General features: G+C 38.7%; 29 protein-coding genes, 2 tRNA genes and 4 pseudogenes. 12 read left to right on the forward strand and 23 right to left on the reverse strand.

Translation table 11 applies throughout. The annotated features are described in order from the left end of the window. Nucleotides 1–8: 8 nt before the first annotated feature. Nucleotides 9–85, reverse strand: a tRNA-Met gene (locus tag CVPH_RS08855). A gap of 36 nt (nt 86–121) precedes the next feature. Here CVPH_RS08855 and gshB point away from each other — a divergent pair. Continuing rightward, a complete protein-coding gene (gshB, locus tag CVPH_RS08860) occupies nt 122–1084 on the forward strand; it encodes a glutathione synthase (RefSeq protein WP_201341363.1) in 963 nt (320 codons plus the stop codon). Here the strand turns inward: gshB and crcB are convergent. The 3 genes from crcB to CVPH_RS08875 are packed head-to-tail and all read right to left on the reverse strand — an operon-like array spanning nt 1078 to nt 3705. Then, nucleotides 1078–1473, reverse strand: a complete 396-nt coding sequence (gene crcB, locus CVPH_RS08865; protein WP_201341364.1) for a fluoride efflux transporter CrcB — start codon at nt 1471–1473, stop codon at nt 1078–1080. The genes gshB and crcB overlap by 7 nt on opposite strands. Beyond that, the gene (locus tag CVPH_RS08870) at nt 1473–2723 is read right to left on the reverse strand and encodes a replication-associated recombination protein A (protein WP_201341365.1); all 1251 of its coding nucleotides are present in this window, start codon (nt 2721–2723) and stop codon (nt 1473–1475) included. Before CVPH_RS08870 ends, crcB begins: the two co-directional genes overlap by 1 nt. Before the next feature lie 55 nt (nt 2724–2778). Then, nucleotides 2779–3705: an FAD:protein FMN transferase gene (locus CVPH_RS08875; protein WP_201341366.1), complete on the reverse strand. Its 927-nt coding sequence runs from the start codon at nt 3703–3705 to the stop codon at nt 2779–2781. Between the two features lie 12 nt (nt 3706–3717). Here CVPH_RS08875 and CVPH_RS08880 point away from each other — a divergent pair, with 12 nt between their 5' ends. The 5 genes from CVPH_RS08880 to CVPH_RS10365 all read left to right on the forward strand — a co-directional run bounded on the left by CVPH_RS08880 (nt 3718) and on the right by CVPH_RS10365 (nt 6826). Further along, on the forward strand, nt 3718–4902 hold the full coding sequence (locus CVPH_RS08880; protein WP_201341367.1) for a lytic murein transglycosylase: 1185 nt from the start codon (nt 3718–3720) through the stop codon (nt 4900–4902). Further along, entirely contained in the window at nt 4899–5327 is a 429-nt protein-coding gene (gene ruvX, locus CVPH_RS08885; RefSeq protein WP_201341368.1) for a Holliday junction resolvase RuvX, read from the forward strand. Before CVPH_RS08880 ends, ruvX begins: the two co-directional genes overlap by 4 nt. Beyond that, nucleotides 5308–6270, forward strand: coding sequence for an aspartate carbamoyltransferase catalytic subunit (locus tag CVPH_RS08890; RefSeq protein WP_201341369.1), 963 nt, complete (start codon nt 5308–5310; stop codon nt 6268–6270). The genes ruvX and CVPH_RS08890 overlap by 20 nt, the downstream gene beginning before the upstream one ends. Then, a complete protein-coding gene (locus tag CVPH_RS10360; RefSeq protein WP_225879701.1) occupies nt 6267–6461 on the forward strand; it encodes a UPF0149 family protein in 195 nt (64 codons plus the stop codon). The genes CVPH_RS08890 and CVPH_RS10360 overlap by 4 nt, the downstream gene beginning before the upstream one ends. Before the next feature lie 173 nt (nt 6462–6634). After that, a complete protein-coding gene (locus tag CVPH_RS10365; RefSeq protein WP_225879702.1) occupies nt 6635–6826 on the forward strand; it encodes a UPF0149 family protein in 192 nt (63 codons plus the stop codon). A 280-nt stretch (nt 6827–7106) separates the two neighbouring features. Here CVPH_RS10365 and CVPH_RS08900 read toward each other — a convergent pair. Then, nucleotides 7107–7182 (reverse strand) — tRNA-Phe (locus CVPH_RS08900). 54 nt (nt 7183–7236) lie between these two features. After that, complete coding sequence (gene trxB, locus CVPH_RS08905) at nt 7237–8181, reverse strand: thioredoxin-disulfide reductase (protein ID WP_201341370.1); 945 nt, start codon at nt 8179–8181, stop codon at nt 7237–7239. Between the two features lie 47 nt (nt 8182–8228). On the opposite strand from trxB, the gene CVPH_RS08910 reads away from it, so the two are divergent. After that, on the forward strand, nt 8229–10514 hold the full coding sequence (locus CVPH_RS08910; RefSeq protein ID WP_201341371.1) for a DNA translocase FtsK: 2286 nt from the start codon (nt 8229–8231) through the stop codon (nt 10512–10514). Beyond that, complete coding sequence (locus CVPH_RS08915; RefSeq protein ID WP_201341372.1) at nt 10507–11088, forward strand: outer-membrane lipoprotein carrier protein LolA; 582 nt, start codon at nt 10507–10509, stop codon at nt 11086–11088. Before CVPH_RS08910 ends, CVPH_RS08915 begins: the two co-directional genes overlap by 8 nt. On the opposite strand, the pseudogene hemN reads toward CVPH_RS08915, so the two are convergent. After that, nucleotides 11081–12407: pseudogene (gene hemN / locus CVPH_RS08920) on the reverse strand (oxygen-independent coproporphyrinogen III oxidase). The gene CVPH_RS08915 and the pseudogene hemN sit on opposite strands and share 8 nt — an antisense overlap. Before the next feature lie 328 nt (nt 12408–12735). On the opposite strand from hemN, the gene CVPH_RS08925 reads away from it, so the two are divergent. Both CVPH_RS08925 and CVPH_RS08930 read left to right on the forward strand, forming a co-directional pair. After that, nucleotides 12736–12873, forward strand: coding sequence for a hypothetical protein (locus tag CVPH_RS08925; protein ID WP_201341373.1), 138 nt, complete (start codon nt 12736–12738; stop codon nt 12871–12873). A gap of 77 nt (nt 12874–12950) precedes the next feature. Beyond that, the gene (locus CVPH_RS08930) at nt 12951–13193 is read left to right on the forward strand and encodes a helix-turn-helix domain-containing protein (protein ID WP_201341374.1); all 243 of its coding nucleotides are present in this window, start codon (nt 12951–12953) and stop codon (nt 13191–13193) included. A gap of 84 nt (nt 13194–13277) precedes the next feature. On the opposite strand, the gene CVPH_RS10875 is transcribed toward CVPH_RS08930, so the two are convergent. The 16 genes and pseudogenes from CVPH_RS10875 to CVPH_RS09010 form a co-directional block, all read right to left on the reverse strand. Next, nucleotides 13278–13445 carry a prepilin peptidase gene (locus CVPH_RS10875; protein WP_281064688.1) on the reverse strand — a complete coding sequence of 56 codons (168 nt, stop codon included), beginning with the start codon at nt 13443–13445 and terminating at the stop codon, nt 13278–13280. Next, nucleotides 13421–13609 (reverse strand): prepilin peptidase, encoded by a 189-nt coding sequence (locus CVPH_RS10880; RefSeq protein ID WP_425353135.1) that lies wholly within the window; start codon nt 13607–13609, stop codon nt 13421–13423. Before CVPH_RS10880 ends, CVPH_RS10875 begins: the two co-directional genes overlap by 25 nt. After that, on the reverse strand, nt 13570–13794 hold the full coding sequence (locus CVPH_RS11320; RefSeq protein WP_201341377.1) for a prepilin peptidase: 225 nt from the start codon (nt 13792–13794) through the stop codon (nt 13570–13572). Before CVPH_RS11320 ends, CVPH_RS10880 begins: the two co-directional genes overlap by 40 nt. Beyond that, entirely contained in the window at nt 13733–13927 is a 195-nt protein-coding gene (locus CVPH_RS10570) for a prepilin peptidase (protein WP_201341378.1), read from the reverse strand. The genes CVPH_RS11320 and CVPH_RS10570 overlap by 62 nt, the downstream gene beginning before the upstream one ends. A 194-nt stretch (nt 13928–14121) precedes the next feature. After that, nucleotides 14122–14463, reverse strand: coding sequence for a hypothetical protein (locus tag CVPH_RS08955; protein WP_225879703.1), 342 nt, complete (start codon nt 14461–14463; stop codon nt 14122–14124). A gap of 135 nt (nt 14464–14598) precedes the next feature. Continuing rightward, nucleotides 14599–14778 (reverse strand): hypothetical protein, encoded by a 180-nt coding sequence (locus tag CVPH_RS08960; RefSeq protein ID WP_201341380.1) that lies wholly within the window; start codon nt 14776–14778, stop codon nt 14599–14601. Between the two features lie 49 nt (nt 14779–14827). Then, nucleotides 14828–15037 carry a hypothetical protein gene (locus tag CVPH_RS08965; RefSeq protein ID WP_201341381.1) on the reverse strand — a complete coding sequence of 70 codons (210 nt, stop codon included), beginning with the start codon at nt 15035–15037 and terminating at the stop codon, nt 14828–14830. 31 nt (nt 15038–15068) lie between these two features. Further along, complete coding sequence (locus tag CVPH_RS08970; protein ID WP_201341382.1) at nt 15069–15320, reverse strand: hypothetical protein; 252 nt, start codon at nt 15318–15320, stop codon at nt 15069–15071. Then, nucleotides 15307–15501: a hypothetical protein gene (locus CVPH_RS08975; protein WP_201341383.1), complete on the reverse strand. Its 195-nt coding sequence runs from the start codon at nt 15499–15501 to the stop codon at nt 15307–15309. Before CVPH_RS08975 ends, CVPH_RS08970 begins: the two co-directional genes overlap by 14 nt. A gap of 106 nt (nt 15502–15607) precedes the next feature. Then, a complete protein-coding gene (locus tag CVPH_RS08980) occupies nt 15608–15853 on the reverse strand; it encodes a hypothetical protein (protein WP_201341384.1) in 246 nt (81 codons plus the stop codon). Beyond that, nucleotides 15843–16028 carry a hypothetical protein gene (locus CVPH_RS08985; RefSeq protein WP_201341385.1) on the reverse strand — a complete coding sequence of 62 codons (186 nt, stop codon included), beginning with the start codon at nt 16026–16028 and terminating at the stop codon, nt 15843–15845. Before CVPH_RS08985 ends, CVPH_RS08980 begins: the two co-directional genes overlap by 11 nt. 87 nt (nt 16029–16115) lie before the next feature. Beyond that, a complete protein-coding gene (locus CVPH_RS08990) occupies nt 16116–16295 on the reverse strand; it encodes a hypothetical protein (protein ID WP_201341386.1) in 180 nt (59 codons plus the stop codon). Between the two features lie 72 nt (nt 16296–16367). Further along, on the reverse strand, nt 16368–16730 hold the full coding sequence (locus CVPH_RS08995; RefSeq protein WP_201341387.1) for a hypothetical protein: 363 nt from the start codon (nt 16728–16730) through the stop codon (nt 16368–16370). A 168-nt stretch (nt 16731–16898) separates the two neighbouring features. Then, the gene (locus CVPH_RS09000) at nt 16899–17567 is read right to left on the reverse strand and encodes a hypothetical protein (RefSeq protein ID WP_225879704.1); all 669 of its coding nucleotides are present in this window, start codon (nt 17565–17567) and stop codon (nt 16899–16901) included. Nucleotides 17568–17634: 67 nt separating this feature from the next. Then, entirely contained in the window at nt 17635–17847 is a 213-nt protein-coding gene (locus tag CVPH_RS09005; RefSeq protein ID WP_483414750.1) for a hypothetical protein, read from the reverse strand. Nucleotides 17848–17881: 34 nt separating this feature from the next. Further along, nucleotides 17882–18234, reverse strand: a pseudogene (locus CVPH_RS09010) (ATPase, T2SS/T4P/T4SS family). A 149-nt stretch (nt 18235–18383) separates the two neighbouring features. Here CVPH_RS09010 and CVPH_RS09020 point away from each other — a divergent pair. Together CVPH_RS09020 and CVPH_RS09025 are read left to right on the forward strand one after the other, a co-directional pair. Continuing rightward, nucleotides 18384–18818, forward strand: a pseudogene (locus tag CVPH_RS09020) (DUF4126 domain-containing protein). Between the two features lie 283 nt (nt 18819–19101). Next, a pseudogene (locus tag CVPH_RS09025) lies at nt 19102–19632 on the forward strand (DUF1223 domain-containing protein); the annotation flags it as partial. Between the last annotated feature and the right edge of the window lies 1 nt (nt 19633).

Consider the following 19633-nt stretch of genomic DNA (forward strand, 5'->3'; position numbering starts at 1 on the left):
CACTTAACTGGTAGCGGGGACAGGATTTGAACCTATGACCTTCGGGTTATGAGCCCAACGAGCTACCGAACTGCTCCACCCCGCACTAAAGGGTATAGATTATACACTATAATATTTCAATATGAAAAAAATAAAAATTGCCGTATTAATGGATAATATCAGCACTATTAATCCAAAAAAAGACTCTTCCTTGGCCATGATGTTAGAAGCATCAAAACGAGGTTGGAAGATTTACACCTTTAACACTACTGATTTGTTCGCTCAAGATGGCTCAGTATTTGCTGATTGTGCAAGAACCACAGTTAGTGATAATCTTAATCACTGGTTTGAAAAAGAAACCAATATAATCATGACGCTTGATGCGTTTGACGTCATTTTAATGCGTAAAGACCCGCCATTTGATATGGACTATATCTATAGCACTTATTTATTGGAGCAAGCTGAAAATAAAGGCGTGTTGGTCGTTAATAAGCCCCAATCCTTGCGTGATGCCAATGAGAAATTATTTGCCCTTAATTTCCCACATTGCATACCCAAAACGCTAGTTAGTGCTAACCAAAGCAAAATTAAAGCCTTTATAAAAACGCAAAATACTGCTGTCATCAAACCACTTGATGGCATGGGTGGGTGTGATATCTTTAAATTTGAAACGCATGATACAACCATAGATACCATATTAAAACGCCTAACAAACAATGGCAAACGCCCAATCATGGCTCAAGAGTTTTTATCTGACATTGATAAGGGCGACAAACGTATTTTGTTGATTAACGGCAAACCAATCGATTATGCACTTGCTCGCATTCCTGCCAAGGGTAGTTTTAAAGGCAACCTTGCTGCTGGTGCTAAAGGTGTTGGACAGCCATTAAGTGATAGAGATAGATATCTATGCGAACAAATCTCGCCCACACTTAAAGCCAAAGGTTTAATGTTTGTTGGGCTAGATGTCATTGGTGATTATATTACTGAGATTAACGTTACCAGTCCGACTTGCATTCGCGAGCTAGATGCACAGTTTAACCTTAATATTGCAGGTAAATTGTTTGATGTTATTGAACAAGAGATTAACACTGATTGCTATTGAGGAATCAATAAATATCGGGTCAATACCACGCCTATACTAGCAGCAGACAGAGATAAGGCAACGTTAAGCAAAATATTAAACCCCGCTTGTCCGTAATGCCCAAGGCTAATCATTTCAATAGACTCCCAAGATAAAGTTGACATGGTGGTTAATGAACCCGTTAAACCAATCAGCAACATCAACCGATATGCTTCATGTAAGGCAGCTTTTTCAAGCACAATCACCACCAATATGCCTGCCAAAAATGAGCCCAAGACATTCACGCCTAAAGTGCCATAAGGAAAACCTGAACCAAGTGTGGCATTCATTAATTGGGTTAAGTAATAACGCATACTGGCGCCAATAGTTGCACCGATACCAATTGCTAAAACTGTGGGTAAAACACTCATTACAAACCTCTTAATTGTTTCAATTTTTCACCAATTTTAATCTCTAAACCTCGATTACTAGGCTGGTAATAAGCTTGTTCGCCCAATTCACTGGGAAAATAAGTCTGCCCACGTACAAATGCATCGGACTCATCATGTGCATAGCGATACTTTTTTCCATAACCTAATTCATCCATCAACTGGGTCGGCGCATTGCACAAATGTTTTGGTACAGGTAAACCTGGCGTTTCTTTGGCCTCGGCCATCGCTTGGTTAAATGCTTTATACACGGCATTAGATTTCGGCGCAACTGCACAATACACCACAGCTTGAGCAATGGCTCGATTGCCTTCTTTAGCGCCCACACGTGCAAATACATCCCAAGCATTAAGTGTAATTTCTAGCGCACGTGGATCAGCATTACCAATGTCTTCTGAGGCAATTGCCAACAAACGCCTAGTAATCGTTTTTGTATCGCACCCAGAAACCAGCATTCTTGCCATCCAATACAAAGCCCCATCAGGAGACGAGCCACGTACTGATTTATGAAAAGCAGACAATTGTTGATAAAAAACATCGCCACCTTTATCAAAGATACTGATTTTGTCTTGTAATAGCTGATTGAGCGATTCAGTATTTAATAAGGTTAATCCTGACAAAGAAATTTGCTCTACAATATTAATCAGTCGACGTGCATCACCACTACTTGCACTAATAATCTGCATTCTAAGTACTTCATTTGGCAAAGTTAGTGACTCATGCTTGAACGCTCTTTGTAATATTTGCTCAAGCTCTTGTGTATTTAGCGCATTTAATGTATAAACGCTTAAACGCGAAAGTAACGCCTTATTAATTTCAAAAGAAGGATTCTCAGTCGTTGCCCCAATCAACATCAATAAGCCCGATTCAATATGTGGCAAAAATCCATCTTGCTGGACTTTATTAAAACGATGAATTTCATCCACAAACAGTAGCGTTTGTTTGCCAATTTTCTGAAATTTCTTAGCATTCTCAACCACTGCTCGCAATTCTTTCACCCCATCTAACACAGCACTTAGTTGTTCAAAATGCCCTTTAACTTGGCTGGCAATAATCCTTGCTAAAGTGGTTTTTCCCGTACCTGATGGCCCCCATAAAATCATTGAGTGTAATCGTTGGCTATCAATCGCTTGGCGAAATGGATGTTGGGTATTGAGTAAATGTGATTGACCAAAAAAATCATCTAAATTTTTTGGTCTTAACGTTTCGGCAAGTGGTCTATGGTTAGACATGTTTTTATTTTAATCAATTACAAAACAAACACTCAATTATAACCAAGATTTTGTCTTAATTGATTTTCAGCACTTTAAAATCATGTTGCTGGTTCAAAATAAGCACCACTGACAAGCCAAGTTGTTGTGCTAATATTTTAGCCTTTTGACTACCCATTGCCATCATTGCAGTTGCGTAAGCATCTGCCATCATGGCGCTGTTATGAATCACACTAACAGAACTTAGGTCGGTATTAACAGGCAAGCCTGTGTTAGGATTTAGAATGTGTTGATATTTTTTGCCTTGCCATTTGAGATAATTGCGATAATCCCCTGAGGTGGCAATGGCTTGATTTTGCAATTCAATGGCAATCGGCATGCCATGATTTGGCTTTTCAATACCAATCGTCCACTGACTTTGAGCCATCACCTCGCCACCAATTTCCACCATAAAATTTTTAAGCCCTTGCTTGATTAACATATTTGCCACTACATCCACACCATAGCCTTTGGCAATGGCAGATAAATTAATATGCATATCTTTAAGTTTTTTAACCCGTGAATTATTCAAGCGCAAATACCCAATAGATGACATTGCCAACGCTTGAACTATACTCTCCCGACTGGGTTTTACACCAACCCTAACAGCACCAAAACCCCAAATATCAATTAAACGACCCATGCCAGGGTCAAAAAAACCTTGCGTCTGCCTGTGTATTTTTTTTGCCTGACTTAAAACAAAAAACAACTCATCTGACACTTCTACCCACTGATTAATCAGTGCCTCGTTCAATTGCGAAAGCTCAGAAGCTTCATCCCAAGTAGAAAATACCTGCTCAATTTCATCAAGTCGTTTATCAATGACTGGTTTTGAACCATGATTATTGTTGATTTTGATACTATAACTAGTGCCCATTGTAGTGCCAGTAATGATTTGTGTTGTTTCATCAACACTGCAAGCACTTAAAAATAAAAAGATAAAAATTGTCAACAATTTAGGCATTATAATTTTGGCATGTTAAGATTTATTTTTTGTTTGCTACTGACATCCTTTGTATATGCAGATGATACCCAAGGCTCATCCAATACGTATAGTTTTGCACAGTTCTTAAGTAATATCCGCTCGCAAGCTACAAAATTAGGCATCTCGCAAGCCACACTTGATGGTGCTTTTAATGATTTAACGCCAAATCCAAAAGTATTAGAATATAGCCGCAATCAAGCAGAATTTAACCTTAATTTTTGGCATTACCTAAACTCAAGAGTGAGTCAAAATAGGCTTGATAAAGGTGTGATAAAACTTCAACAACACCAACAATTCCTACAAGAAAATTATAAAAAATACGGTGTGCCATCACAAATTATTGTGGCTTTTTGGGGTTTGGAAACCAATTATGGTAAAAATGTTGGTAAAATGCATCTAATCCGTTCGCTTGCCACACTAAGTTTTGATAAACGCCGACGTGAATTTTTTACCCATGAATTATTAACTTTACTCAAGTTGATTGATGAGAGAAAACTGCCTTTAAATGCCCAAGGCTCTTGGGCAGGTGCAATGGGAAGCATGCAATTTATACCCACCAATGTTGCCGCTTACGCCATAGACGCCAATACTGACGGAAAGATTGATTTGTGGCACACACAAGCGGATATTTTTACAAGTGCAGCACATTTTCTAAAAAAGATTGGTTGGCACCAAGGCGAGCGCTGGGGTCGTGAAGTTAACATTCCTAAAACTTTTAATTATCATCTGGCAAATTTAAGCACTAAAAAGACAGTCAATGAATGGCAAACATTAGGTGTGCGCAAAATTGATAACACCAATCTACCCAATTCAAACATGCAAGCTTCACTCATATTGCCTATGGGCTATAACGGCCCAGCGTTCTTGGTTTATCAAAATTTTCACGCCATTCTTAGGTGGAATCATTCAATTTTGTATGCACTGTCTGTGGGGCATTTGTCTGATCGGTTAATTGGGGCAAATCAATTATTTGCAAAATCAATTACCGAGCCTTCACTGAGTCGGGTTGATATTAAACAGATTCAAACCGCACTAAATCAACTTGGCCTTGATACAGGCAAACCTGATGGCATACCAGGACCTAAAACCCGCCATGCAACACGATCCTACCAAAAAGCAAACAACTTACCAATTGATGGCTACGTTGGCTATCAATTATTACAACAACTTCAGTGAGTATTAGCACTTACTTGGGATTTGATGTTGGCACTAAGCGTACTGGTATTGCCATCGCCAATAGTTTAACCATACAAGCAACGGGCATTAAGGTGGTTAAACACCATAAAAATGGTTCAACCAATTGGGCTGCGTTTGATGACGTTATTAGTGCTCATAGTATTAACAAGTTCATTGTTGGCTTGCCATTTGACCAACAAGGCAAAGAACAGACAATGACTTTTATCGCTAAATCATTTGGCAAAAAGTTAAAAAATCGCTACCAAATTGAGGTCGAATTTATCGATGAACATTTATCCTCAAATGAGGCCAAAAAACTTTTAAAATACAATCATCATCATCACAACGCACAGCGTGGCGATGTCGACAAACAATCATCACAGTTAATATTACAAACATGGCTCAATGAAAAAAGATTTGATTAGTAACCACATCCAACTAGATAACTCTGGTCAATTAATTCATCTATTAGGTCTTGAAGGTCTTTCTAAACAACACTTAACGCAAATTCTCGATAAGGCCGATAGCCTAATTGATGCCTCTGGCAATTTAAGAAAATCCAAAGCACTAGATGATATGTCTATTGCTAATTTATTTTTTGAACCATCAACGCGCACACGCAACACGTTTGAAATTGCTGCAATGCGCAGTAGTGCTAATATCATCAACGTTGATCTTGCCAACTCAGCACTCAAAAAGAATGAAGACTTGCTTGACACCATGCGCACACTTAAAGCCATGCAAATTGATATGTTTGTGATTCGCCACAAACAAAATGGCTTGCCACACCACGTGGCACAACATTTAAAAGATGTCTCTATTCTAAACGCAGGCGATGGCATTAATGCCCACCCAACCCAAGCACTGCTTGATATACTCAGCATTCGCCAACACAAAAAAACATTTGAGGATTTATCAGTCGCTATTGTGGGTGATATCACGCATTCACGGGTTGCTCACTCTGATATTCAAGCACTTAAAACGCTAGGCACGACTGATATTCGCCTCATTGCTCCAAAAGTCTTACAATATGATTTGAAGCCTTGCTCAGCAATTAAACATTTTGATAACATTGAGCTAGGGCTTAAAAATTGCGATGTGGTGATCGTATTAAGGTTACAAAAAGAGCGCATGATTGAAGCTGATATCCCCAACGAACAAGAGTACTTTGATAATTTTGGACTCACGCCAAAACGCCTAGCATTGGCAAAACCAAGTGCCATTGTGATGCACCCAGGCCCAATTAATCGTGGCGTTGAGATTGACTCAAGCGTGGCTGATGGCAATCAATCAATCATTTTACAACAAGTCACTAATGGCATTGCAGTACGTATGGCAGTCATGCAAATTCTTGCTAACAAATCATGAGTAATAAACTTAACTTTGATCAATTAAAAACCACACTGCATCATCTAAATACAGACGATACCATCTCTAGTGCGCATGGTATTTTATGCGGCTTTGCTTGCGTAAAACCCAACCTTAGTCTTGATGATTGGTTAAATGAGGTGCTTGTGAGTATTAATTTAAATAATCTTAATGAAAAATCTGCCCAATGAAACATTGGCACAAATTTTTAATAAACCTTTGTCACAACTGAGTGATGAAACCCTAGATTTTTAATTGCTAATTGCTGATGACGAAGAAAAATTGGGCGCACGTGCCAGCACGTTAATACAATAGTGTCAGGGTTATTTAATAGGCTTAGGCTTGCAAAAAATCTCAACCACAGATGAAGACGCCCTACACAGATGAAGACGCCCTAGAGATGATTAAAGATTTGTACGAAATATTAAAACTTGATACTGACTTACTTGACAATGAGGAAAATGCCCAAGACTTGAATGAAATTATTGAGTTTGTACGTATGGGTGTGTTGCTAATTCAAGAAACCCTTAAAACCTTCCAAACAAGACTACATTAGCCCTGAAATACTACACTAGTTGGAAAACGCAACGTATTAACCAGACTCTTCAAAGAGTGTGGGATTGTGCCTAATGATAAAAATGTATGTGTTTTGTTTTTAGAAACATATTCTAAATAAATGAGTATGTCACCACCTTATCTCTTGAGGAGAGAGCAATTCTTGGGGGAGAGTGGCGACATCTGAGTATTATATCATTAAATAATAATATTTCAAACTTATTATATAATAAAACTATAATATTAATTAGAAAACACACCTCAGTGCGCTTAATTAAATGTGGTGGCCACACCTAGAATTGAACTAGGGACACAGGGATTTTCAGTCCCTTGCTCTACCAACTGAGCTATGTGGCCATTTACGCCTTTTTTTTTGGGCAAAAAAATGAGAATTATACCTTTAAAAAAAGTTTATTCGCCTAAAAATCGCTCAGCATCTAATGCTGACATACAACCCGACCCAGCTGAAGTAATCGCCTGACGATAAATATGGTCTGACACATCACCTGCTGCAAATACACCCTCTACACTAGTCTGCGTTGCATTGCCTTGTGTTCCACTTTGTACTTTGATATAACCATGAGCCATTTCTAAATGCCCTTCAAAAATAGCCGTATTAGGTGTATGACCAATAGCAATAAACACACCATGTACGTTAATGTCTTTTGTCTTGCCATCATTGTCTTTTAAACGAAGCCCTGTCACGCCCATAGCGTCACCCAATACCTCATCAAGATTGTGATTATATTCGATGGTAATATTGCCTGTTTTTGCCTTTTCAATTAACTGGTCAGATAAAATCTTTTCAGAAGAAAATTTATCCTTGCGATGAATAATGGTAACGTGATCAGCAATATTTGACAAAAACAGCGCCTCTTCAACCGCTGTATTACCGCCACCAATCACTGCCACCCTTTGGTTTCGATAGAAAAATCCATCACACGTTGCACAAGCAGATACACCCTTGCTTTTAAATTTTTCTTCTGACTCTAAACCCAAATAACGCGCACTTGCACCCGTTGCAATAATCACTGCATCCGCCGTGTAAGTAGTTACCTCACCTTTTAAAACAAAAGGGCGCTTGGCAAAATCAACTGATGCAATGGTGTCGTTAATGACTTGTGTATCAAAACGCTCGGCATGTTTTTTCATACGTGCCATTAAATCTGGACCTTGAACACCAACATCATCTCCAGGCCAATTATCCACATCCGTGGTACTCATCAGCTGGCCACCTTGTTCCATGCCACTTACAATAACGGGATTAAGATTGGCTCTAGCTGCATAAACTGCAGCAGAATAACCCGCAGGGCCTGAACCAACAATCAATACTTTACAATGTTTATTTTCGCTCATATGAATACTTTATACTTTGTGGATACTTCGAAACATTATAAACCACCTTGAAAAAGAATAACAAAATAAGCACAAAAAGATACCCACAAAAACCTCGCACCAAAATAGCCAGTGAAATGCTGTTTATCTTTTTGAGTGCCATGGGTCTTATTTTTTTATCTGCCTTATTTACTTACTCTGCTAACGAAAATCCTTGGTCGGGTGATGTTGCTCTGGTTGCACCGGTTGTCAATCTTGCGGGTGTATTTGGCGCTTACTTAAGTGATATTTCTTTATCTATCTTAGGTTATAGCGCCTATTTAATACCAATCTCATTCATATGGCTAGGTTGGAATATTCACAAACACACCGATCAAGAAAAGCCAAAATACTCAGTAACCGCCCTTCGTTTTATCGCACTTATTACATTGATTGCCTTTAGCACGGCATTTTTAACTCAAAACTTCGCAGGCACAGGTGCTTCTGGTGGCTATATTGGCATTACCATGCATCATTATTTTGGTGTTTTATTTGGCTCGGCAGCACTCGTTATTTATCTCAGTATCATGATGATTAGCTTTAGCATTGTCAGTAGCACTTCATGGATTGCTATTTTTTCCTCTACTAGCAACGTGTTGAATCATCTTTTTACAAAAATACATGACATTAGAATACAAGCTAGAACCAAAAAAGCTATAAAGATTTCTACCACTCCCAAACAATCAAACGCCAAATCCAGTGTGCTTACCAAAATAAAGGAAGGAAAGGAAAAGTCAAATAAAAGCATTAAAAAAGCCACCCCTTCCAACTTATTTAATACAACAACCATTACTGGTTTACCAAGCCTAGATTTGCTTGACGAACCAACTGAACATACCACAGGTTATTCTAAACAAGCATTGGAAGACATGTCACGCCAAGTTGAAATCAAGCTTAAAGATTTTGGCTTTGATGTGTCAGTGACTACGGTTACCCCTGGCCCTGTGGTTACTCAATTTGAAATATCACTTGCGCCTGGTGTTAAGGTCAATCAAATTATGAACCTTAATAAAGATTTAGCCCGTGCTTTATTGGTTGAAAGTGTGCGTATTGTTGATGTTATCCCTGGCAAGCCTGTTATTGGCTTGGAAATTCCAAATACGCAACGTGAAATGATTAGCCTTAAAGAAATCCTTGCTTCTGAAAATTTTATTAAATCTAGCTCTGCTTTAACCATGGGTCTGGGTAAGGATATTAATGGCATTCCTATTATTGCCAATCTAGCAAAAATGCCGCACTTGCTTGTTTCTGGGGCAACTGGCATGGGCAAATCAGTCGGACTAAATGCCATGATTCTAAGTGTACTTTTCAAAGCCAAGCCAGAAGAGGTGCGTATTATTATGATTGACCCTAAGATTGTTGAACTGGCCTGTTATGCTGATATTCCACACTTGCTTACACCTGTTGTAACAGATATGAACCAAGCTGCTTCTGCCTTGTGGTGGTGTGTTAATGAAATGGAACGTCGTTATTCATTATTAGCCAAGTTTGGCGTGCGTAATATTGAAGGCTTTAATGAGAAACTCAAAAAATCTAAGGACAAAGGCGAGCCCCTGCTTGACCCATCATTTAATCCAAACACTGCCGATGAAGATGAAACAGTGCCTGAGTTAGAAGCACTACCACTGATTATGTTGGTGATTGATGAATACGCCGATATGCTTAGTGCACTCGCCCAAGAGGACCGTGCTAAGGCCAAACGTGTTGAAACCCTCATTGTGCGCTTAGCACAAAAAGCTCGAGCTGCAGGCGTCCACATTATCATTGCCACGCAACGCCCAAGTGTGGATGTCATTACTGGTTTGATTAAATCTAACATACCTACACGTATTGCTTTTAAAGTTTCTTCAAAAGTTGATTCGCGCACCATTCTTGACCAAGGTGGCGCTGAACAATTACTCGGTATGGGCGATATGCTCTATATGACGCCAGGCATGTCACACCTTACTCGCGTGCATGGCGCCTTTGTTGATGATGGCGAGATTGAACGCGTGGTTAGTTTCTTAAAAGAAAATTCTGAAACTAGTTATCTAGATGGCATTCTTAACGCCCATAGTGAGTCGGATGATTCACAAGACTCAAACAGCACTTCAAGTGCCTCAGGCGAACTTGATGCTTTGTATGATGAAGCCGTGCAAATTGTAACCTCATCACATCGCGCTTCAATCTCTAGCCTACAACGTCGCATGCGTATTGGCTATAACCGCGCAGCACGTATTATTGAAGACATGGAGGCCAGTGGCGTAGTAAGTAGCATGAACAGCGCTGGCAATCGCCAAGTATTAGCACCTGAACCCATTAATACTAATGACTAAAATTTTAAGCACTCTAATACTTATATTTTCTAGTTTTAGCTTTGCTAACAGCAATCATGAGTTTTCTAATTTTTTCAACTCATTTGAACGTTTAAGTGCCAACTTTACACAAAGCACCTATAGCAATACGGGCACACTGTTAGCCAACTCTTCTGGTACTCTATTATTTAAACGCCCACAGCAACTCATCTGGCATACACTAATACCAAATGAACAAATACTACTGTTAAATAATACTACGTTGTGGCTGGTTGATATTGAATTAGAACAAGCCAGTTTAATGCAAACAACTGATTTAACACAAACGCCACTATATTGGCTTATTAATCGACCTAGCGATATCAGCCATACGCCACAATACACGCACACAAAAGATAAGATTGATTGGTACAGCACCCAGCAAACCAACCAATTGAGTTTTGGTTTTAAGGATAGCACGCTACAAGCCATTACGCTTAATAATGAACTGGATCAAACAATTTTAGTTATCTTTAACTCAGTTACCATCAATCCAAACATTAAAACAAATGCTTTTGAACTAAACCTTGCACCAGAATTTGATGTGCTTAGATAGTTTTTGAAAACTGAGTTTTGCTCAAAGCAAGATATACATCAAACATCATGCAAATGTTACGAATCAATAATTGACCTTTATCCATTACCTTAATTGAACGATTTGTTATTTCAAGCAAACCATCCTTAGCCATCTCACTCAACTCAGACAAGTTGTCTGCAAAATAATCTGCATATACAATATTAAAAGTTTGTTCGATTTTAGTAAAACTAAACTCAAAATGGCAAATCAAATCCATAGTCACTAAACGCCTAATCTTATCATCTTGATTAATAATTTGACCTTTGATAATGGACAATTCCCCCGCATCAATCCTTTGATAATACTGCTCAATGTTCTTTTCATTCTGAGAAAAACCATCACCCACTTGCACTAGACCCCAAGCCAATAATATCACACTGCGCATGAGTAGAATAACCTTGGAAATTTCGATGCAGTTGCCCCTTACTTTGTGCAATTGCCAGCGGGTCTTCTGGCAAAGCAAAATGTGGTCCATGCCGATATATACATAGCCTCGGCTTAATAAAAAATCCATTAAATATTCAAAAATAGCCAGTTTGTCATCAGCCGATAGCAACATCAAAACATCAAAACATCAAAACATCAAAACATCAATACGACGTTGTGGTTTAAATAATTCTGGCAAGTGAGTGTAGTTAAATAATGAAATACGGTTAGGACACAACTACGCAACCTGATTAAGTGTCGTTTCAAAAGTTTGCACCGATTGCTTAGGCAGTCTATAAATCAAATCAATACTGATGGACTTAAACCTATACGCCCTGGATAAATCCATCACTGATTTGGTTTGTTCAAAACTCTGAATGCGATTAAACCTAGCTCGCGCTAATGTCTTAATTGTGCCTTCATCAACTCCTCTAGGGTCAACTTCAATAGAGTATTCACCATCATCAACAAAATTAAACACACTTTGCAATTTCTCACTCAAGCGAATGATTTGTGCATTGGATAAAAATGTTGGCGTACCGCCACCAAAATGCATTTGTTCAACTTTGCGTGAGTGATTAAATAATGCGCCTTGCTGGTCAATTTCTTTAAACAATCTTTCCAAATAAGGTTCAGCCTTAGTTTTATCCTTAGTAACGACCTTATTACAACCACAATAAAAACACACCGTGTCGCAAAATGGAATATGACAATATAACGAAATAGGACTTTTTCGCTCGTTACTAATAACAACTTGAGCTTGATATTCATCTTGGGTCAACGCTTTAAAAATTATTCGCTGTCGGATAAGACATGTATCCTGTTCCAGAACGGTCATATTTTTTAATTAAAGTCAGGTCAAATAAACTCATATTAATCAAAATCCTTATTTAAAAAATAAAGGCTTTCCAAAATTGGGTGGGGATTGGTGACAGACTAATCCCCGGGGAGAGGTTCAAATTATAGCAAATTTAAACAACTACCCCCTTGACCTATACCAAGAAAAAAATAAATAATGCAATCAAAAAAATATCGAACAACCAGCAAAATTACTTTAGATGATAAAATACGCACCATGATTCCCACTAAAGATCACCTAAATTGATACCGTAACTTCTTACTAAGACTGCCTATATTCAAACACCTAACAGAAAAATATTTCTGTCCACCATACAGGTTAAACAATTTCACAAAAGCGAGATGGTGGCCTTTAATGCAACTAAACATTCTAAGCTTTATATTAATTATGAAGGGCTGTTTAAACTAACCAAAATTGACGAAAGAGGTGGTGAAATCGTACTGAGTATTATTAGCAAAAAAGATGTTGTTTTACCTTAGCTGATAACGTAAAATCTCTTATGTTAAGTGCCGAAGTGCTACAACTAAAAACTGCCAAAGAAAAAGTAGGCTAATACTTGGTACACAGCAAAATTAACAACACATTTGAATTGCCTTATTCAAAATCCTTAACTGCTGCTTATTTAGGCATGAAACCAGAATCATTTTCAAGGGCACTAGCAGAACTTAAAAAGGATGGCATCATTCTAGATAATAAAAAAATCAAATCGGCCAATGGCCATGAATTGTGCGGTTGTTGTGATAAAGTTACTGGAGCAAATTGCTCGTCTTTTAAAACCGATCGATGTACGCACCAATAAATAAATCAACCCTGTGCTCAATTAGTTAATATTATATTGCCACATAAGACGGGCTGAAAAATAATAACACAAATGCAGATAATACTAAAAAGGCCCAAAGGCAAATGCTTGATTATAAGTACGACTCCTAAGCCAATAACCAAAAAAGAACAAAATACCAAGCGCTGAAGCAATTAATAACACATCAGGTAAACTCTGCCAGCCAAGCCATGCGCCTATAGCGCTCATTAATTTAAAATCGCCATAGCCCATATGCCTTCCTTGCCTTTCCAAATTTTAAACAACCAACAAATACTCCATAAAATCAAATACCCTGCCACTACACCAATCACTGCATCAGACAAATGAATACGCCCATCAATATTAAAGATAAGCCCTAGCCACAACAATGGCAAAGTAATAACATCGACAATAATTGATGCTTTGAATCAATTACAAAAAGTGCAATCAGCGCATAAGCAAACAATAAATAAAACCCGCTTTGGGCACTAATACCAAATTGATAAACCGCCAAGGCACTTAATATGCCTGTTGTTAACTCAACTAGCGGATATTGAAAAGAGATGGGCACTTGGCAGCTCTTGCATTTGCCTTTTTGCACTAAAAAAACTAACAATAGGCACTAATTCTAAAACCCCCAAGGTATGTCCACAATTTGGACAAAACGAGCGAGCAGGGCTGTTAATACTAATATCTTCGCCATTAATATTCAGTGGCAAACGGGAAATGACCACATTTTAAAAACTGCCTATACATAAACCCAATACAATGGCTAAGAATATCACTTTGCTACCCCTTTAAATTAAGGCTCAAAAGGAATGCATTTAGTAACAAAAAATAACGTAGAACTTACACTGGCCATAAAATGTGTTACAGAACCTCCGGTGGTAGTACCAGAACTAGGCGTTAGCAAAGTAATCCACACATCTCAAGAATCGGTTGCACCAACTATATCAGTTGCATGAGAAGTCCAAGAAATAATCTCCTCGCCATTCGCAGACGCGATTAAAGAGGGCATTACATAAATAGTAGGCGATGCATCATTATCATTATCAAAATCACAACTAGGTTTATAAACCGTGGGTGTGGAAGCCCTGCCAGAGGCGCTACCACCAGCAAACTTCAACCCCTGGTTAAAAGGTACGAAGGACAAACTCTTTTCAAGACGGTTACGATTCGTTAATTCAATATCAACCACATTTTGAATAATGCCTTTTTTCGCATCATAAGCACCAGTAGCGTCTCCCAAAGATACTGAACTCCCATGCACAAATACGTTATTATTTTTTGTTAAACACAAGAACCTATTTAGCACTGATACGTAAGCCAATTTTAAAACATTCAAAACAACAGTTGCAGGACTAACAGTAAGGGAGGCACCCAAAGTAATCGTTGCATTAGGTAGCTAGTTAGCAATATATTCAGCCCAACTTAGGTTAATATCACCAATTTCAACCGTAAATGTTGCACCATTAGTCGCAGTACAAACAGTGGTATAGACTGTACCAAGCCCCCAAGCAGTTGTATCAGTTGCAATGCCCTGTAAAAACATTGGGCTGGCAGAAAATACACTATATTGTATCATTACAAATATTATTTGTACCAGGAAATCTACATTGCTGAGTATCATACAATTACACCGCTTCAGCAATGGTCCACATTTCAGAAACCACCAGCTCGGCACGTTTTTTCTCAAAATCAAAAATATGTGGAATAAACACACTGGACAAAATGGTAATAATAATCATAATGGCCATCGACTCAATCATAGGAAAACCTTTTTGCTTTACTACCGCATCAAGCCTTGCTTGATGCGGTGATTGTATTTTAAGATTATGGCGCATATTTTCCTGTTAAATAATTAGCTCTAAAATTTCAAGAACCCTGTTTTACTTTGAGTTGTTCATAATCTTGTTGATAGTAAAACTGCTTATTCCAGTTAAGCTTGCCCAGTTGGTTTTTTTCTAACTTCGCTCTAGGATAAACCCTAAAAACAGTAGAAGTGGCACTACTATTCTCTAAACTACTAGCAATAAACCCAACAGGTTCAGCTTCATCGAAGGGAACACGAGTAGAGATTGATACTGTTGGCGATACAGTATAGGTGTAGTTACTATCCAGCCTCATTGCTAAAATGATTCGTAGTGGGCAAACTACCGCCTGTATAGGCAACATTGAACGTAGCAATACTGCCAAAATCAGCAAAAATTGGCGTAGACTGCCAAGATTCACCGACATTACCCGCATAACCTTTCTTAATATCTGCCATCACATTCACCATATTACGCATTTCATTAATCGTTGCCAAAAGACAAGCAGAATCTTGAAAACCAAAAAAGCACGACTGCCTAAGGTTGCCAAAATAACCACAATGGCCATAATCACCATGAGTTCAATCCTGGTTTTGGGAAGCCTTATTGTTTCATTGCCGTTACCGCGCCAAGACTCACTAGGTAGAAGCAGTGAGGGATGGAAAGTAATAGCCAAACCATCATCAGTGCAAAAAACCCTAATAATTTTCCAAGTATGCCTGCAGTAAGTGCAATTCTAGCAGAGATATTTTTAAGTTCGCCCAATAGAACAACAGTGGCTCTTTCAATGAGTTGCATTTGCGCTTCAAAAGTGGCTTGTTTAAAACTGGTAAAACTGTTATAAAACATTGGCACCCAATCCATTATCATTATGAATAGCAACTGAGAGGCTTGAGCCTGATTCCATCAGTAGCATCACATTTTCAATGACTCTAATATCACTCACACCACTCATTGAGCTTTTGACAATTTCTAATAATTTATTAAGAGAAATGCCTGGGGAGAATAAAGGCTTAAACACCATCAGCAATAAAACCGAGCGTTTAATAAAAAAAAGTCTTTCACCGTTCTAAGAACAGGCAAGTTTTGCCCGTACCGCCACACCAACTTTCTAAACACCAAAAAACACCACAACACCTAATAAACTCCACCATATTTCTGCATTGTAATGAAAAATAAACATCAAAATATCCGTTAGAATATTGGTGTCTAAAGCAAGTCCTGCTTTCATTAGTGTATTTAAGGCAGGACCAGTCATATTCGGCAAGCCCATCACCATGCCAAAAGCCAACAGGATAATGGTTAGCCCTTGGGTAAAAGGTGAACTTACTTGCTCTTTGATTTCTTTCTCTGCAACGACGTGTTACAAAGCAGAATCCAGCGCTTCTTTAAGCTTACCTGAACTTTCACCAGCGCGCACCAAAGCCACCGAGGCTTTACTAATACCCATGGCTGAGAGTATGTCGCTCACCACCACACTGGACTCTAATAAAAAGGTAATTTCTTTTTTCTTTTTCTTCAGCGCGCCAATGCGACTGAGCATGTGTTCAATCCCGCTATTGACGGTTTGGCCAGAATAAACCAAAGCGCGAATTTGCGATAGAATGAGTTCTTGAACAGATAGGGGTAAATCTCTTGACCCAATGACCATCGATTTAGTAGGCTTAAGAATTTGATTTTCATCAATTCTTGAGTTTTTAATGGCTTCAGCATCAAATCCCCGCACCTTCAACTTCAATACGGCGCTTACGTCCGTCTTGATCAAGATATTGAATCAGATACCAAGGCATAATTTACTCCAAATTTAAAAAGGGTGAAAGTCTTGTTTTCACTTGTAAAAAATGGCGCAAGTCAACAAACTTACGCCGTAAAAATAACTAAGAAACAGTCTTAATTATGGACGACGCATAACATACATCATTTCAATGTATCGACCATCAGCACCACCTAAAGTAGCGCCGCCAACATTAATCTGGTTATTCGTATCTTGAGCGGCGGTAGTTCGAGATACAGCATCAACACTAGTGCCACACACAACAGGAGCCGTGCCAGGAGATGTAGTTCCGCCTACTTGACCAGACACAAGGTTAAGAACTGGATTAACATCTGTTCCTACGTCACCAATAGCAATTGTTCTTGCAGTTCTTGCATCATTTGATGCGTCTGAACCAATAATATAACCCTGCCCTTCAACATCATTACCAGCAGCAGTCCACGAAGTTTCATCACCCATGTACTCAATGATATCATCTTGTAAAGTTTGTCTATCTTCAATTGCCACTTCTTCCATTGGGTAACAAAGCACAATACTTCTCTGTGCAACTCTGTCTGTCATATTAGCAGTGCCTGACAACGCCTCAGCATCATCATTACCAGCTATTAGAACTGCTACAGACCAAGAATCGCCCCACTCTGTTAACGGATCGATATCATCAACCAACAATTGTGCTTTATTAACACAATCTAGCACCTCATTTTTACGCACCATGCAAGACAGCACCACATTTGGAAAATCTTTAGAAAAGAAAGCCCTTCTGCATTTGTTTTTTAAGTGTACTCGCACTGTGTTGTTGTGAGTTATTCACGGTTACTTCTCCTCTTTTTTTATAAAAAATATCTCTTTTGAGACGTTATATATCATACCCAATATTACTATTACGCCTAGGCAAGATAGATTCTGCTTCTTCTAGTGTGGTTTCTTGCTTTTTAACCAATTCAATGTCGTGGTCCCACAAATCCAACAGCCCTGATTCTTTTTGGTGCTTGTTAAATTTACCCATTGTGGCACAATCAACAATCAACTTTTGCAGATTATCATCCACTAATGCCGCCTCTGTAACCAATGTTCTGCCTGAATAGCCAAAGCCACCACACTCATCACACCCCCTTAAGGTCGGTTCTGATTTTTATATTATCATCTTTGATTAAATCAATATATTTGCAATACAAAGTGGGTTGCGATTCTTTAAAACTAGAAGACCTAACCTCATCAGAACAGTGCTTACAAACCCTACGAATCATTCTTTGCCCAACTGATAATGCCAAAGTATCTGCCAAATCAGTAGGGAAAACGCCCAGTTTAACCAAGCGGGAAATAGCACCCATTGCTGCTCTGGCATGTAAAGTAGAAGCACCAAATGCCTTGTCATTACTGCTTCTACTGCCAAATTAGCCGTTTCTGCATCGCGAATTTCACCCACCAAGATAACGTTAGTATCAGAACGAAGCATGGTTCAAATCCCTATCCCTCCACCATTAAAATCATATATTCTATACTAGACATCCAATCTCATTCAAACAATTGCACTTGCCCTGGGAATTGGACTGGGTAGTGGGTTTAATAATTTATGCAACCATGCTGATTTTAGACCTATCAGGTATGACAGGGCATGTTTCCTTGCCTGGAGAATTAGAAGTATTGCAAAATCCATTAGTAATAGCAGCAGGTCTGATGTACGGTGTGGAGTTTTTTGCAGACAAAATCCCTGGATTTGACTCAATTTAGGACAATGTTCATACTTTTATTCGCATTCCACTTGGGGCACTACTTGCAGGCGATGCAATAGCAGAGTTTGGCCCTGTAAGTGAAACCGTGGGGATGGTTATTGGTGGTGGACTGACCTCTGCAACACATTTTACTAAGGCAGGTACACGTACTATTATTAACACCAGTCCTGAGCCAGTTAGTAATTGGACAGCTTCAATCACTGAAGATATTGCTGTGTTTATTGGCATGTGGGCAGCAATTAATCATCCTAATTGTTGCCATTATTATTATGGTTTGGCTATTGCCAAAACTTTGGCGTGGCATTAAGCTTATTTTCAGAAAAATTGCCAATCTGTTTCGAGCCAACAAAAAAGCCGCCTAGCTGAAACTTTTTATTAATAAGTGCGTACATTAGGGTATGCATTTATTAAAAATAACACTTTCACTACTTCTTGTCCTTTTAGGCAATACTTGCCTTGCAAAAAGCCTTCACTTTGAAAGCACTGACTACCAAAATACCAAGGTTGAGCTTTACACCTCTGAAGACTGTAGTTCTTGCCCGCCAGCGGATAAATAGCTCAGTGAATTTAAACAACGCCCAAAATTATTTAGTGAAATAGTACCCATGGCATTTCATGTGGACTATTGGGATTATATCGGCTGGCAAGACAAATTTACACATACTGATTATACAGAAAGACAAAAACAACACCATCAACAAGGCAATATTTCTCAAGTTTATACGCCACAAATCATTAAAAACGGCAAAGAAGATAGAACTTGGCGCTACCCACATCCCCAAACTTTAAGCCAGCAAAAAGTAGGAAAATTAAGCGTTGATATGCTTGACGACATGGCTTATATTAAATTTAAACCACAACAAAAACGCCAGCCTTTAATGGCGCATATTGCCCTATTAGGCTTTGGATTTGAAAACAAAATTACGGCTGGTGAGAACGACAACAAAATTTTAAACCATGATTTTATGGTGCTCAATCACACACAAAAAATCAGCAAGGGTAATCGCTGGTCAATCAAACTACCACGCTCAACAAAATCAGCAAAACGCTTTGCACTGGCAGTATGGATCAGCACACCACGTTCATTAAAACCCATTCAGGCTAGTGGCAGTTGGCTTTAGC

It is taken from the genome of Abyssogena phaseoliformis symbiont OG214 (assembly GCF_016592595.1).
In the GTDB taxonomy this organism is placed as follows: Bacteria; Pseudomonadota; Gammaproteobacteria; order PS1; family Pseudothioglobaceae; genus Ruthia.

What these genes read in the sequence shown, in the direction of transcription:
- CVPH_RS10360 (WP_225879701.1), top strand. Translation starts at nt 6,267, where the DNA reads ATGAGTAATAAACTTAACTTTGATCAATTAAAAACCACACTGCATCAT.
- CVPH_RS08970 (WP_201341382.1), bottom strand. Translation starts at nt 15,320, where the DNA reads ATGAGGCTGGATAGTAACTACACCTATACTGTATCGCCAACAGTATCA.
- CVPH_RS08960 (WP_201341380.1), bottom strand. Translation starts at nt 14,778, where the DNA reads ATGATACAATATAGTGTATTTTCTGCCAGCCCAATGTTTTTACAGGGC.
- CVPH_RS10875 (WP_281064688.1), bottom strand. Translation starts at nt 13,445, where the DNA reads ATGGGCTATGGCGATTTTAAATTAATGAGCGCTATAGGCGCATGGCTT.
- CVPH_RS08890 (WP_201341369.1), top strand. Translation starts at nt 5,308, where the DNA reads ATGAAAAAAGATTTGATTAGTAACCACATCCAACTAGATAACTCTGGT.
- CVPH_RS08980 (WP_201341384.1), bottom strand. Translation starts at nt 15,853, where the DNA reads ATGTTTTATAACAGTTTTACCAGTTTTAAACAAGCCACTTTTGAAGCG.
- CVPH_RS10365 (WP_225879702.1), top strand. Translation starts at nt 6,635, where the DNA reads ATGAAGACGCCCTACACAGATGAAGACGCCCTAGAGATGATTAAAGAT.
- CVPH_RS08870 (WP_201341365.1), bottom strand. Translation starts at nt 2,723, where the DNA reads ATGTCTAACCATAGACCACTTGCCGAAACGTTAAGACCAAAAAATTTA.
- crcB (WP_201341364.1), bottom strand. Translation starts at nt 1,473, where the DNA reads ATGAGTGTTTTACCCACAGTTTTAGCAATTGGTATCGGTGCAACTATT.
- CVPH_RS08925 (WP_201341373.1), top strand. Translation starts at nt 12,736, where the DNA reads ATGGTGGCCTTTAATGCAACTAAACATTCTAAGCTTTATATTAATTAT.
- CVPH_RS08985 (WP_201341385.1), bottom strand. Translation starts at nt 16,028, where the DNA reads ATGGTGTTTAAGCCTTTATTCTCCCCAGGCATTTCTCTTAATAAATTA.
- CVPH_RS08875 (WP_201341366.1), bottom strand. Translation starts at nt 3,705, where the DNA reads ATGCCTAAATTGTTGACAATTTTTATCTTTTTATTTTTAAGTGCTTGC.
- CVPH_RS08880 (WP_201341367.1), top strand. Translation starts at nt 3,718, where the DNA reads ATGTTAAGATTTATTTTTTGTTTGCTACTGACATCCTTTGTATATGCA.
- gshB (WP_201341363.1), top strand. Translation starts at nt 122, where the DNA reads ATGAAAAAAATAAAAATTGCCGTATTAATGGATAATATCAGCACTATT.
- CVPH_RS08915 (WP_201341372.1), top strand. Translation starts at nt 10,507, where the DNA reads ATGACTAAAATTTTAAGCACTCTAATACTTATATTTTCTAGTTTTAGC.
- trxB (WP_201341370.1), bottom strand. Translation starts at nt 8,181, where the DNA reads ATGAGCGAAAATAAACATTGTAAAGTATTGATTGTTGGTTCAGGCCCT.
- CVPH_RS08965 (WP_201341381.1), bottom strand. Translation starts at nt 15,037, where the DNA reads ATGCGCCATAATCTTAAAATACAATCACCGCATCAAGCAAGGCTTGAT.